Source organism: Amycolatopsis sp. NPDC051102 (assembly GCF_040682815.1).
Classification (GTDB): Bacteria; Actinomycetota; Actinomycetes; order Mycobacteriales; family Pseudonocardiaceae; genus Amycolatopsis.
Genome location: NZ_JBFBBT010000018.1, coordinates 40129 through 52822, shown reverse-complemented (window position 1 = coordinate 52822; position 12694 = coordinate 40129). Strand labels below are relative to the sequence as shown.

The window sequence follows — 12694 nt, the reverse complement described above, 5'->3', positions numbered from 1 at the left end:
CCCGCCACCCGGGGGGGGGGGGGCCGTTCGTGGATGGTTGTTCTCGCGCGGCTTTTTTGTTTTTTTTGGCGTTTTATCCCGCGCTTAACAACCCACGACTCCTTGCACCGAGCGGACCGGGGCTGAGCACGATGGGTAGGCTTCTCCGGTGGTTGAACTGCTGGGACCTGCCGAGATCCGCGGGCTGGCGGCCGAACTCGACGTGCGGCCGACGAAGAAGCTCGGGCAGAACTTCGTGCACGATCCCAACACCGTCCGCCGGATCGTCGAGCTCGCCGGTGTCACGGCGGACGACGTCGTGCTCGAGGTCGGGCCCGGGCTCGGGTCGCTGACGCTCGGGCTGCTCGCCACCGGCGCCCGCGTCGTCGCGGTCGAGATCGATCCCAAGCTCGCCGAACGGCTGCCGAAGACCGTCGCCGAACGCGGGCCCGAGGCCGCCGGAAACCTCACCGTCGTCGGGGCCGACGCCATGCGCGTCACCCGGGAAGAGCTGGGCGAGCCGACCGCGCTCGTCGCCAACCTGCCCTACAACGTCGCCGTGCCGGTCGTACTGCACCTGCTCGCCGAAGTCCCGTCGCTGAAGAGCGGGCTCGTCATGGTGCAGACCGAGGTCGCCGACCGGATGGCCGCCGGCCCCGGCAGCCGGATCTACGGCGTGCCGAGCGTCAAGCTCGCCTGGTACGGCTCCGCGCGCAAGGTCGCCGCCGTGCCACGCTCGGTGTTCTGGCCCGTGCCCAACGTCGATTCCGCGCTCGTCGCGTTCGAACGCGGCGACACGACGGCGTCCGCGGACCGGGACCGGCTCTTCGGCCTGGTGGACGCCGCCTTCTCACAACGCAGGAAGACCCTCCGCGCCGCGCTCGCGGGCTGGGCGGGCTCGGCCGAGCGGGCCGGCGAGCTGCTCACGGCCGCCGGGATCGACCCGAAGACCCGTGGTGAACAGCTCGACGTGCACGACTTCGCCCGGATCGCCGCCGCGCGTTAGCAATCCACAGTGGAAGCGTGAAAATACGCCCGCGCCGCCCGTGATCCCGTCATTCGGACACCGCCACTCGTGTGATCTGGGCCAACAGGCTTGCGTTCGCTCCTCGGGATCGGTTTTACTCAGTACGTCCATCCCGAGCGACTGAGAGACCTGGCTCGCCGAAGTCGCAGCAACCACCCTCCACAGGGCAGGTGCTACCGCCAGGACCGATGGAGGCCGTTTTCGATGAAGAGGGTAGCTCGCCCCCTGCTCCTGACCAGGCGTCGCGTAGTCGACGAAGGCCGCCGCTCCGTGACCGCATGTCGACGCTCCCGCTGAGCTAGTCACCACCGGTCCACCTCTTCACGCACCGTCCGAACAGGACGGACTTCGCTTGCGGCCGGGCGCACCCGCGCGGGTGTGCCCCGTTTTCTGGAGCCTTCGTGATCACCGTCGAAAATCTGTCCAAATCCTTTGCCACCAACGGAAACTCGGTCGTCGCCCTGCGGGACGTGAGCGTCGACGTCCAGGCCGGCTCGCTGTTCGGCGTGGTCGGTCCCGCCGGGTCCGGCAAGTCCGTCCTCGCCCGGTGCATCGCGCTGCAGGAGCGGCCGGACCGCGGGGTCGTGCGCCTCGACGGCCTCAACACCGGCACCCTCGACGGCCGCCGGCTCCGCGAAATCCGCCGTCAGCTCGGGATCGTCTCGACGAAGCCGGAGCTGATCGCCGAGCGCACCATCGCCGGCAACATCGCGTCCCCGCTCGAGCAGCTCGGCGTCGACGGCCCGCAGCGCCGCAGCCGGGTCGGCTCGCTGCTCGACCTCGTCGGCCTGACCCCGCGCGCGGCACAGCGCCCCGGCGAGCTGTCCGCCGGTCAGCTTCGCCGCGTCGCGGTCGCGAAGGCCCTCGCGGCGGCCCCCGCCGTGCTGCTCGCCGACGACCCGACCGCGGGCGTCGACCCGGAAGAGGCGGGGGCTGTGCTCACGGTCCTCGACCGGGCCCGGTCCGAACTGGGTGTCACGGTCGTCGTCACGACGCCGGACGCGGGTGTGGTCCGCCGGGTCTGCGACGACGTCGCGGTGCTGGAGGACGGCACGGTCATCGAGCGCGGCTCGGTGCTCGACCTGATCTCCGACCCCACCAGCCGCACCGCGCAGGCGCTGCTGCCGGCCATCGAGACGACCCGCTCGCAGTCGGCGCGCTACGACCGCTCGGCCGACGTCGTGCTGGTCGGCTTCGCCTCGGTCGGCGCGCTGCTGCCCGAGGCCGCGGGCCGGTTCGACGTCGAGTTCGCCACCATCGGCGGCGGCCTGACCCGCATCGGCGACACGCCGGTCGGCCGGTTCCGCCTCGGTGTCCGCGGCGAGCGGGCCGACGCGGCGCTGGCGTGGGTCGCCGAGCGCGGCGGCCACGTGACGCACACCGCGCGCGGTCCGCAGGGTGTCGCGGCCGCCTGACCCCGGGCACTGCAACGCCCCGATGCGCACGTCGCATCGGGGCGTTTCCGCGGGCACGTAGGCTGGTCGGGTGCTCGCCGTAGTTCCGCCCCCAGTCACCGTCCGGGTCCCGGCCAAGGTCAACCTGCACCTTTCGGTCGACGACCTGCGCGAAGACGGTTACCACGAGCTGGTCACCGTGTTCCAGGCGCTGTCGCTGACCGACGAGGTGACCGTCGCGGTCACCGAAGAGCCCGGCATCGAGGTCTACGGCGAGGGGGAGGGTTCGGTCCCGACCGGCCCCGAGAACCTGGCCTGGCGGGCCGTCGAAGCGCTGGCCGCGCACGTCGGCCGCACCGGCGACCCGAAGGTCCGGGTGGTGCTGCGCAAGGGCATCCCGGTCGCCGGCGGCATGGCGGGCGGCAGCGCCGACGCGGCGGCGACGCTCGTCGGGCTGGCGAGCCTGTGGAACCTCGACGTCACCCGCGACGAGCTGGCCGAGATCGCCGCCGGGCTGGGCAGCGACGTCCCGTTCGCGCTCTACGGCGGCACGGCGCTGGGCACCGGCCGCGGCGAGCAGCTGGTCCCGGTGCTCTCGCGGCACACGTTCCACTGGGTGCTCGCCTTCGCCTCCGAAGGGCTGTCGACGCCGAAGGTGTTCGGCGAACTGGATCGCCTGCGCGCGGCGGGCAACCCGCCCCGGATCGGGTCGCACACGCCGGTCGTCGAGGCGCTGGCCTCCGGCGATCCGCGCCAGCTGGCCCTGCTGCTGGGCAACGACCTGCAGGCGGCGGCGGTCTCGCTGCGGCCCGACCTGCGCCGCACGCTCCGGGCGGGCGTGAACGCGGGCGCCCTCGCGGGCACGGTGTCCGGTTCCGGCCCGACGTGCGCGTTCCTCTGCGAAGACGCGCGGTCCGCGGTGGAGGTGGCGGCCGAGCTGTCGGGTGCCGGCGTGTGCCGGACGGTCCGCGTGGCCCACGGCCCGGTCCCCGGCGCGCGTGTGGTCGGCGGCGACGACGCGAACCGGCCGACGCCGCCGCGGGTGCACGCATGAAGCACGCCGAGTTCGCCTTCCCCGGCCCGCTGCGCGACAAGCTGGTCGCGGCGATCCTGCGCGGGGAGAAGACGTCGACCACCGGCCTGGTCGCCGAATACGAGAAGTACGGCGAAGAGCTGCCCGTCGTCGGCGAGCGCGAGCTGATGATCGACTCGGCCGGCGTGGGGGTCGCGGTGCTCGAGACCACCGAGGTGCGCGTGATTCCTCTGTCCGAAGTGGACTTGCAGCACGCGCTCGACGAGGGCGAAGGATTCACCAGCGTCGCCGAATGGCGCGCCGACCACACGGACTACTGGCAGAGCGCGGAAATGCGTGCGGCCATGGAAGATCCGGAGTTCACCGTGGACGACACGACCATGGTCGTGGCGACGCGGTTCATCATTGCGGAAAGGATCGGCTGAACGGATGGCCAACCTGGTCAATCTCGAGTCGGTGAGCAAGTCCTACGGGGTGCGCCCGCTCCTGGATGGCGTGTCGCTGGGTGTCGCTGCCGGGCAGCGCATCGGCGTCGTCGGCCTCAACGGCGGTGGCAAGACCACTCTGCTGGAAGTCCTTTCCGGACTCGCCGAGCCGGATTCCGGGCGGGTGAGCCATGTCGGCGGCCTGCGGATGGCCGTCGTCACCCAGCGGACGGAGCTGCCGGACGGCAGCAGTGTCGGCGAGGTCGTGCTCGAACGCTACGGCGCCGAGCACGAATGGGCGGCGGACGCGCGCGTACGGTCCATTGTGGACGGTCTGGGCATCACCGCGATCGGGCTCGACACGCCGACCGCGAACCTCTCCGGTGGCGAGCGGCGCCGGGTTTCGCTGGCGGCCGCGCTGACCGGTGAGCTCGACCTCATCGTGCTCGACGAACCGACCAACCACTTGGACGTCGAAGGTGTCCAGTGGCTCGCCGACCACCTGCTGACCCGGCGGATCGCGGTCGTGGTCGTCACGCACGACCGGTGGTTCCTCGACACCGTCGCGACCCTGACGTGGGAGGTCGCGAACGGCCGCGTCGAGCAGTACGAAGGTGGTTACGCCGACTGGATCTTCGCGCGCGCCGAGCGGGCGCGCCTGGCGGCGACGGCCGAGGAGAAGCGGCAGAACCTGGCCCGCAAGGAGCTGGCGTGGCTGCGCCGCGGCCCGCAGGCGCGTTCGTCGAAGCCGCGCTACCGGATCGAGGCGGCCGAAGCGCTGATCGCCGACGTCCCGCCGCCGCGTGACTCCGTCGAGCTGCAGGCGTTCGCGAAGCGGCGGCTCGGCAAGACCGTGCTGGAGCTGGAAGACACGACCTACCAGGTCGGCGAGCGGACGCTGCTCGACCACGTCACCTGGCGGATCGGCCCGGGCGACCGGATCGGCCTGGTCGGGGTGAACGGTTCGGGCAAGACGTCGCTGCTCAAGCTTCTCGGCGGCGACGTCGAGGGTTCGACCGGCCGCCGGATCGAGGGCAAGACGGTCGCGCTCGCGCACCTGCGCCAGGAGCTCGACGACCTGCCCGGCGACCTGCGCGTGCTGCAGGCGATCGAGCAGGTGGCCGGGCGCGTGGTGTTCGGCAAGCAGGAGATGACGGCGTCGCAGCTGGGCGAGAAGCTCGGCTTCCCGCAGGCCCGGCAGTGGACGCCGGTCGCGGACCTCTCCGGCGGCGAGCGGCGCCGGCTCCAGCTGTGCCGGCTGCTGATGGCCGAGCCGAACGTGCTGCTGCTCGACGAGCCGACGAACGACCTGGACATCGACACGCTGCAGCAGCTGGAGGACCTCCTCGACGGCTGGCCGGGCACGATGGTCGTGGTGTCCCACGACCGCTACCTGGTGGAGCGCGTGTGCGACACGATCGTCGCCCTGTTCGGCGACGGCCGGATCACCCACCTCCCGGGCGGCATCGAGGAGTACCTGAACCGCCGCGCGCTGGCCAAGGAACCCGCGGCCGCGACGGCCCCGACGGCGGCGAAGGCCGAAGCCAAGAAGTCGGCGGCGGACCTGCGCGCGGCCCAGAAGGACCTCGGCCGCCTGGAGCGCAAGCTCGACCAGCTGCACGCCAAGGAGGAGAAGCTCCACGGGGCCCTGCTGGCGGCGGCGACGGACCCGGCGAAGCTGATGGAGCTGAACGCGGAGCTCAAGGGCGTCCAGGGCGAGATCGAGGACGTCGAGAGCCGCTGGCTGGAGACCTCCGAACTGCTGGAGTGACCCGGTTTCCGCTTTTGCGCGGCGGACGTTGACACCGAGACAGTAATGTTCCCGCCATGAGCAGGTTCGTGGACACGCTCGTCGCCACCGCGACGCAGCGGGGGCAGCAGCGCGGCATGGTCACCGGGGAGCCGAAGGAGCCGATGCGGCGGACCTGGGCCGAGGTGCACACCGAAGCCCGGCGGATCGCCGGTGGCCTGGTGGCCGGCGGGTTCGAACGCGGGGGTGCCGTGGCCGTGCTGGCCGCCGCGCCGGTGCTGATCGCGCCCACCGTGCAGGCCGTCTGGCTGGCCGGTGGCAGCGTCACCATGCTGCACCAGCCGACCCCGCGCACCGATCTCGCCGAATGGGCCGAAGACACTGTGCGGGTGCTCGGGATGATCGGCTCCGACCTCGTGCTGCTGGGCGAACCCTTCGACCAGCTGGCGCCCGTCCTGGAGCAGAAGGGCATCGGGTTCAAGCTCATCACCGAGCTGGCCGCGGCCGAGCCGCTCGCCGACGTCGTCGTCACCGACGAGGGCGACACCGCGCTGCTGCAGCTCACCAGCGGGTCGACCGCCGACCCGAAGGCCGTGCGGATCACCTACGGGAACCTGTACTCCAACGTCAAGGCCATGGTCGAGCGCGCCGAGTTCGACTTCGACACCGACGTGATGGTGTCGTGGCTGCCGACGTTCCACGACATGGGCATGGTCGGCTTCCTGACCGTGCCGATGACCTTCGGCGTCGAGCTGGTCAAGATCACGCCGGTCGAGTTCCTCTCCGGGCCGTTGATCTGGCCGGAGCTCATCACGAAGTACCACGGCACCACGACGGCGGCGCCGAACTTCGCCTACGCCATCGTCGGGCGGCGGATGGCCCGCGTCGACGAGGACGACGCCTACGACCTCTCGAAGCTGCGCATCGCGCTGAACGGCGCCGAGCCCATCGACGAGACCGCCGTCCAGACCTTTGTGGACGCCGGCGCGCGGTTCAAGATGCCCGCGGAGTGCGTCTTCCCGGCCTACGGCATGGCCGAGGCGACGCTCGCGGTGTCGTTCGCGCCGCTGTTCACCGGCCTCACCCTCGACGTCGTCGAAGCCGACGCGCTGGAGGCGGAAAACCGCGCGGTGCCGGTGCCCGAGGGCGACCCGCGGCGCGGCACCGACGGCGTCCGGTCGTTCGCGCTGCTCGGCCGGCCGCTGGACGGGCTGGAGGCGGAGATCGTCGACGAGACGGGTGCGCGGCTCGGCGAGCGCCAGGTCGGCGAGATCCGGCTGCGCGGCGAGGCCGTGACGCCCGGCTACCTGACCATGGACGGCCCGGTCGCCACGCAGGACGAGGCCGGGTGGCTGAACACCGGCGACCTCGGCTACCTGGTCGACGGCCAGCTCGTCATCTGCGGCCGCCGCAAGGACGTCATCATCATGGGCGGCCGCAACCTGTACCCGACCGACATCGAGCGTGCGGCGATGTCGGTCGAAGGCGTCCGCGCGGGCAACGCGGTGGCGGTCCGGCTGGACGCGGGCAGCCGCCGCGAGCGGTTCGCGGTGGTCGTCGAATCGAAGCTGGCGGGTGACGCCGAGGCGGAGAAGAACCTGATCAAGCAGGTGTCGGCCCGGGTCCGCGACGCGGTGGACATGCGGCCGTACGCGGTGGTGGTGCTCCCGGCGGGCAGCCTCCCGAAGACACCGTCGGGCAAGGTCAAGCGCGCGGCGACGGCGCAGCAGTTCGCGGACCGGATCAAGAAGAACGCCGACGCCTGACCCGGGGCACTTTCACGTGAAAGCGCCCACCTGACCCGGGGCACTTTCACGTGAAAGCGCCCACCTGGACCGGGCACTTTCACGTGAAAGTGCCCGGCTAGCGTTGCTGGACGCGGACTGCGCGGAGCGTGGGCGGGTCGGCGCGCTCGGCGGTGGCTTCGGGGGCCGTGCGGGCGCCCGGGAGGTCGGGGGCCTGGCCGGTGCGGGCGGCGAGCTGGTCCTCCACCGCGTCGAGGAACTCGTCGACTTCGCGCTCGTCGTAGCCGCGCTTGCCGATCAGCGGCTTCGAGAACATGACGTGGTGCACTTCGGCGGCGGTCAGGTCGTCCTCCTCGGCGAGCGTCTTGGCGATCCGCCGGACGAACTCGTCGACCTCGTGCTTCGCGTAACCGCGACGGCCGATCGGGGCGTTACCGAAGGTGACCTCGGCGAGGTCTTCGGCGGTGAACGACATGGAACTCTCCGATTCCGGGGTAGGGCGGGTGCGAACTCCCGTACACCGTCCTAACCCCTGAACAGGTTCCCCCGGAAGGGGAGACCCGCAAGCTCACCCCGAAGGGCGGCACGCGCCCGCCTTCGGGTGAAGCAGCGCTACCGTGCGGGGTGTGTCCGGGTTCACACCGTGACGTCCGAATCTGGAACCTCGCAAAAGAGCGCGTCAGCCGCGCCCGAACCACTTCCGCGGCCCCTGGGGGCGCTCCTCCTGGGCCGGCACCGCCGGCGGCGGGTTCCGCAGCGCCACGAGCGCCGCCTCGGCCTCGTCGAGGAACAGGTCGACCTGGGCCTGGTCGTAGCTGCGCATGCCGACCGGCATGATCGTGAACTCGACGTAGTGGATGTCGTCGGGGGTGAGGATGTTCCGCCCGGCCAGCGCCTCCGCGATGAGGTCGAGGAACGCGTCCACCTCGTCCTCGTTGTAGCCGCGACGGCCGAACCGGGGCTTGCCGAAGGCGATCGCCCGGACTTCCTCGGGGGTCATGGCTTCACCTCCACCCATGTCAGCCCGCGTGGAAGGCGTTCTGCGCGGCCGCGAGGCCGGTGCTCACCAGCGCCTCGGTCGCGTCCGCGCAGCGGTCCACCTCGAACGGGAGTTCCTTGCGCTCGACCGTCGAAAAGTCCTTCAGCACGAAGTCCGCCGGGTCCTGCCGGCCGGGCGGGCGGCCGATGCCGAACCGCACCCGGTAGTAGTCGCGGGTGCCCAGCGACTTCGTGATCGAGCGGAGGCCGTTGTGGCCGTTGTCGCCGCCGCCGAACTTCAGCTTCAGCGCGCCGAAATCGACGTCGAGCTCGTCGTGCACCACCACGACGGCGGACGGCTCGACCTTGTAGAACTTCGCCGCGCCGGCCACCGGCCCGCCGGAGAGGTTCATGTACGAGCGCGGCTTCACCAGCACCACGCGGCGGCCGCCCAGCCGGCCCTCGAGGACCTCGCCGCCGGTCTTGTGCGACTTGAACTTGCCGCCGACCCGGGCGGCGAGCTCGTCCAGCACCATGAACCCGACATTGTGCCGGTTCCCGGCGTACTGGGGTCCGGGATTGCCGAGGCCGGCGAGCAGTACCAGCTCGCCGGCCCCGGGCACATCTTCGGTCATGCGGTGATGTTATTCGGCGGCTTCGGCCGACTCTTCGCCAGCTTCGGCCTCGTCGTCGCTCTCTTCACGCTGCGGCTCGTTGACGGCCACGACGAGCGACTCGGGGTCGGTGACCAGCGTGGCGCCCTGGGGCAGCTCGACCTGGCCGGCCAGCACCTGGGAACCGATCTCGAGGCCCTCGATCGAGACCTCGAACTGCTCCGGGATGTGCAGCGCCTCGACCTCGACCTGCAGGGTGTCGACGTCCTGGTTGACCAGGCCGCCCGGGCCGGGGTTGCCGGTCACGACGACGGGGACGTCGACGACGATCTTCTCGCCGCGCTTCACGACCAGCAGGTCGACGTGCTCGATGTAGTTCTTCAGCGGGTGGACCACGATGGTCTTGGTCAGGGCCAGCTCGACCGAGCCCTCCAGGTCCAGCGTGATGACGGCGTTCGAGCCGTTCTCGCGCACGACGCGGGCGAACTCGATCGCGGGCAGCGCGAAGTGCCGCGGGTCCGACCCGTGGCCGTAGAGGACGGCGGGGATCTTGCCGGCGCGACGCGTGCGGCGCGCGGCGCCCTTGCCGAACTCGGTGCGCGGCTCGACGGACAGACGTACCTCGGACACGGTGTGGCACTCCTTCAAATCAAGACAGCATGCTGCGGCGGGGGAAGCCGTTTGCTTTGTTCAAGGAAGTTTCGGCGGCGAGTTTCCGGGCGTGCACGACGACGGGGGCTACTCGAGCCGCCGCGTCGATCACGCCGGGCACCCCGCGTAAGGGCCCCGCCTCGCCGAGACAACCTCAAGAGTGTAAACCAACCTCATCACGGTGGGTTGCGGCGGGTGCCCGGCCCAGGCTAGAACCCTCCTGGACCCCGGTACGTGACGACACAAATCCGGTGGCGGGACGACGCCGGCCGAGGTGTGCTTCGGGTAGCGGGAAAGCAGGGGGCGTTGATGCGGGCTCGACGGAGCAAGGTGGCAGCCGCGGTGCTGCTGCTGGGCGGATTGCTGGCCGGCTGCCAGGTGGCGGTCGCCGGTACCGCCGGCGTCTCCGCGGCCGACCAGGCGACGGCGGACCGGCGCGCCGACCAGCGTGCCGCGGTCGACGCCGCCCTGACCGCGCTGGGCCAGGCGCCCGCGGTGGCGCTGAAGGCCACGGTCAAGGGCGCCGACCAGCAGTTCCGGATCACCCGCGGCGGCTACGCCGTCGGCGCGCTGCCGCTGGAGGGCCGCGTCGTGCAGGTGACGGCCGCCGCCGGCCAGTTCTACCTGCAGGCCGACGCCGACTACTGGAAGGCGCACGCGATCGACGAGGGCACGCAGTTCGGCACGAGCTGGGTGCGTTCGCTCGGCTCCGAACTGCCCTTCGACCCGGCGGCCCGGTTCGCCCCGCCGGCGCTCGCCGAGGGGCTGCGCAAGGCGCTGGCCGGGCTCGACCGGCTGAGCGAGCCGGTGCGGGCGAAGCTCCCGGACGGCACCGAGGTCTACCAGCTCGGCGCGGCGCCGAGCGTCCTGCGCGTCACGACGGCCAAGCCGAACCGCGTGGTCAGCTTCGCCCCGGCGCTGCTCGACCCGCAGAACGGGCCGAAGTACGGCACCGAGTTCCAGGTCGCTCCGCTCGCCGGGGACGCGCTGAAGGCGTTCCACACCGACCTCGACAACACCGTCGGCGGCCTCGGCCAGCCGTTCGAAGGGCTGGTGCAGGCGAGCGCCGTCGTCACCGACGACAACCTCGACTGCAAGGACTTCGTCGGTTCCTGCACGACGACGGTCGACATCTCCAACAGCGTGGTCGGCTCACCGGCCTCGGGCGAGAAGAGCGTCGTGCACATCACGCTTTCGGTCGAGGTCAGCGCCGAGGCGCTCGGCGCGCAGACCTGCACGGCGGCCGGGGACGCGGAGCCGTACAAGACGATCAAGCTGTCCTGCTCGGTGAAGTTCAAGCTGCCCAACCGCACGGCCAGCTACCAGGTGCTGTCCAAGCCGACCGCGACCGCGGAGGTCCGCGCGGGCCTCGACGTGAACGCCGTCAAGCAGAAGGTCGCCGCGGAGTTCGCGGGCCTCGGCGGCTGACCTGGACACCTACCCCCAGGTGTGTTGCTCCCGTTGAAGTAGGTGATCTTCCGTTCCTAGCATCGGCTGCGCACAGCCGAGACGAACGGAGAAGCGACATGGCCAAGCTGGTGGTTTTCGGGGGGACCGGGTACGCCGGGGGCAAGATCGGCGCCGAAGCGGTGCGGCGCGGGCACGAGGTGATCGGCGTCGCGCGGAACGCCGGCACGGCGCCCGAGGGCGTCGACGAGCGGCAGGGCTCGCTGCACGACGAGGAGTTCGTGGCCGGCTTGGCGAAGGACGCCGACGTGTTCGTGGTCGCCACCCCGGCGCGCGCGATCGACGGCAAGAAGCTGATCGACGCCGTGCCGTCGCTGGCCCGGATCGCGCGCGAGAACGGCGTCCGGCTGTCGTTCGTGGGCGGCGCGGCGAGCCTGCTGGTCGCCGAGGGCGGCCCGCGGCTGTTCGACACCCCGGAGTTCCCCGCCGAGTACAAGGACGAGGCCGGCAGCCACGCCGAGGTGCTCGCCCTGCTGCGCGAGCAGCCCGAGGACCTCGACTGGTTCTACGTCAGCCCCGCCGCCGAGTTCGGTGCCTGGACGCCGGGCGAGCGCACCGGGAAGTTCCGCCTCGGCGGGGACGTCCTGGTGACCGACGAAAACGGCAAGTCGCACATCGGCGGCGACGACTTCGCGATCGCCTACGTCGACGAGATCGAGCAGCCGAAGCACCGCCGCGCGCGCTTCACGGTCGCTTACTGACGGCTTTTGGGGGTCCGGGTGGCGAAGCCCCCGGCCCGAGGCGGAGCCTCGGTTGAGCGCTGAAGTTCGCGGATGACCGGCGCGAACGCTTCGAGCGCGGGCTCGAACACGGTGATGTACGAGAAGCCGTAGCGTTCCCGCCGGGCCACCAGCTGCCCGGCGATCTCCTCGACCGTGCCCAGCAGCAGCTGCGGCGCGTCGAGGAGCTCGCGGGCGTCGGCGACGGTGCTGCGTTCGGTCAGCTCGTGCCAGTGCGCCGCGGCCTGCTCCCGGTCGTCGGTGATTTCGACGAGCTGGACCAGCATGTTGTACTCGACCTCGCGTGCCCCGGCGCGAGCCCGGAAGTACGCGACGCGCTCGTCCACCGCTTCGGCGTTGTCGAGCTTGAAGGTGCCCGGCGGCTTGCCGGGCTGCTGCCGGAGCCCCGCGAAGCCGACGACGTCCGCGTGCTCCGCGGCGAGGCCGAGCACGCCGTCGCTGTTGCCCGCGATGAGCAGGCGCGGCATCGGGAGACCCTCGTCCTCGAAGTGTTTCCGCAGGTAGCCGAGGCTTTCCTCGAGGTAGCCGATCCGTTCCGACGCCGGTTGCCACGGCAGCCCGGCGGCGTCGAACTCGGCCTTCATGTGCCCGGCGCCGAGGCCCAGATCCAGCCGCCCGTCGAGCAGCGCGGCTGTCGTGGACGCTTCGCGCGCGAAGAGCGCGAGGTTGTAGAAGGGCACGTTGGAGACGAGAGGACCCAGCCGCACCCGCTCGGTGACGGCCGCCGCCATGGCCAGCACCGGGAACGGCGCGAACCGGCCGGTGCCCAGGTGGTCGGGCACGGTGATGACGTCGTAGCCGAGTTCCTCGGCGCGCCGGCACTTCGCGATCCACTCGTCGCGGCTGCCGGTTTCGCGGAGGCTGACGCCGAACTTGAAGTTCCCCATCCCG

The 12694-nt window shown here is 71.3% G+C and carries 13 protein-coding genes and 1 riboswitch; of the genes, 8 read left to right on the top strand and 5 right to left on the bottom strand.

Annotated elements, in window-relative coordinates; all coding sequences use genetic code 11:
• Window positions 1-148: 148 nt before the first annotated feature.
• The 6 genes from rsmA (at window position 149) to AB0M93_RS35720 (ending at window position 7374) form a co-directional block, all read left to right on the top strand.
• Window positions 149-985, top strand: coding sequence for a 16S rRNA (adenine(1518)-N(6)/adenine(1519)-N(6))-dimethyltransferase RsmA (gene rsmA, locus AB0M93_RS35745; RefSeq protein WP_364282200.1), 837 nt, complete (start codon window positions 149-151; stop codon window positions 983-985).
• Window positions 986-1110: 125 nt separating this feature from the next.
• Window positions 1111-1201, top strand: a riboswitch (SAM riboswitch).
• Between the two features lie 206 nt (window positions 1202-1407).
• Complete coding sequence (locus AB0M93_RS35740) at window positions 1408-2421, top strand: ATP-binding cassette domain-containing protein (protein WP_364282197.1); 1014 nt, start codon at window positions 1408-1410, stop codon at window positions 2419-2421.
• Window positions 2422-2491: 70 nt separating this feature from the next.
• Complete coding sequence (locus AB0M93_RS35735) at window positions 2492-3454, top strand: 4-(cytidine 5'-diphospho)-2-C-methyl-D-erythritol kinase (protein ID WP_364282194.1); 963 nt, start codon at window positions 2492-2494, stop codon at window positions 3452-3454.
• The gene (locus AB0M93_RS35730; RefSeq protein ID WP_364282191.1) at window positions 3451-3858 is read left to right on the top strand and encodes an ASCH domain-containing protein; all 408 of its coding nucleotides are present in this window, start codon (window positions 3451-3453) and stop codon (window positions 3856-3858) included. Before AB0M93_RS35735 ends, AB0M93_RS35730 begins: the two co-directional genes overlap by 4 nt.
• A 4-nt stretch (window positions 3859-3862) precedes the next feature.
• Complete coding sequence (locus tag AB0M93_RS35725; RefSeq protein WP_364282188.1) at window positions 3863-5629, top strand: ABC-F family ATP-binding cassette domain-containing protein; 1767 nt, start codon at window positions 3863-3865, stop codon at window positions 5627-5629.
• Between the two features lie 56 nt (window positions 5630-5685).
• Window positions 5686-7374 carry a fatty acyl-AMP ligase gene (locus AB0M93_RS35720; RefSeq protein ID WP_364282185.1) on the top strand — a complete coding sequence of 563 codons (1689 nt, stop codon included), beginning with the start codon at window positions 5686-5688 and terminating at the stop codon, window positions 7372-7374.
• 97 nt (window positions 7375-7471) lie between these two features.
• Here AB0M93_RS35720 and AB0M93_RS35715 read toward each other — a convergent pair whose 3' ends face one another.
• The 4 genes from AB0M93_RS35715 to AB0M93_RS35700 form a co-directional block, all read right to left on the bottom strand.
• A complete protein-coding gene (locus AB0M93_RS35715) occupies window positions 7472-7828 on the bottom strand; it encodes a DivIVA domain-containing protein (RefSeq protein ID WP_364282182.1) in 357 nt (118 codons plus the stop codon).
• 204 nt (window positions 7829-8032) lie between these two features.
• Window positions 8033-8353: a DivIVA domain-containing protein gene (locus AB0M93_RS35710; protein WP_364282179.1), complete on the bottom strand. Its 321-nt coding sequence runs from the start codon at window positions 8351-8353 to the stop codon at window positions 8033-8035.
• A 19-nt stretch (window positions 8354-8372) separates the two neighbouring features.
• Window positions 8373-8966 (bottom strand): aminoacyl-tRNA hydrolase, encoded by a 594-nt coding sequence (gene pth, locus AB0M93_RS35705; protein ID WP_364282175.1) that lies wholly within the window; start codon window positions 8964-8966, stop codon window positions 8373-8375.
• 9 nt (window positions 8967-8975) lie between these two features.
• Window positions 8976-9575: a 50S ribosomal protein L25/general stress protein Ctc gene (locus AB0M93_RS35700; protein ID WP_043789454.1), complete on the bottom strand. Its 600-nt coding sequence runs from the start codon at window positions 9573-9575 to the stop codon at window positions 8976-8978.
• Window positions 9576-9905: 330 nt separating this feature from the next.
• Between AB0M93_RS35700 and AB0M93_RS35695 the strand changes: the two genes are divergently transcribed.
• Window positions 9906-11024 (top strand): hypothetical protein, encoded by a 1119-nt coding sequence (locus AB0M93_RS35695; RefSeq protein ID WP_364282172.1) that lies wholly within the window; start codon window positions 9906-9908, stop codon window positions 11022-11024.
• A gap of 98 nt (window positions 11025-11122) precedes the next feature.
• Complete coding sequence (locus AB0M93_RS35690) at window positions 11123-11764, top strand: NAD(P)H-binding protein (protein ID WP_364282169.1); 642 nt, start codon at window positions 11123-11125, stop codon at window positions 11762-11764.
• Here AB0M93_RS35690 and AB0M93_RS35685 read toward each other — a convergent pair.
• Complete coding sequence (locus tag AB0M93_RS35685) at window positions 11758-12690, bottom strand: TIGR03621 family F420-dependent LLM class oxidoreductase (protein ID WP_364282167.1); 933 nt, start codon at window positions 12688-12690, stop codon at window positions 11758-11760. The genes AB0M93_RS35690 and AB0M93_RS35685 overlap by 7 nt on opposite strands.
• Window positions 12691-12694: the final 4 nt, after the last annotated feature.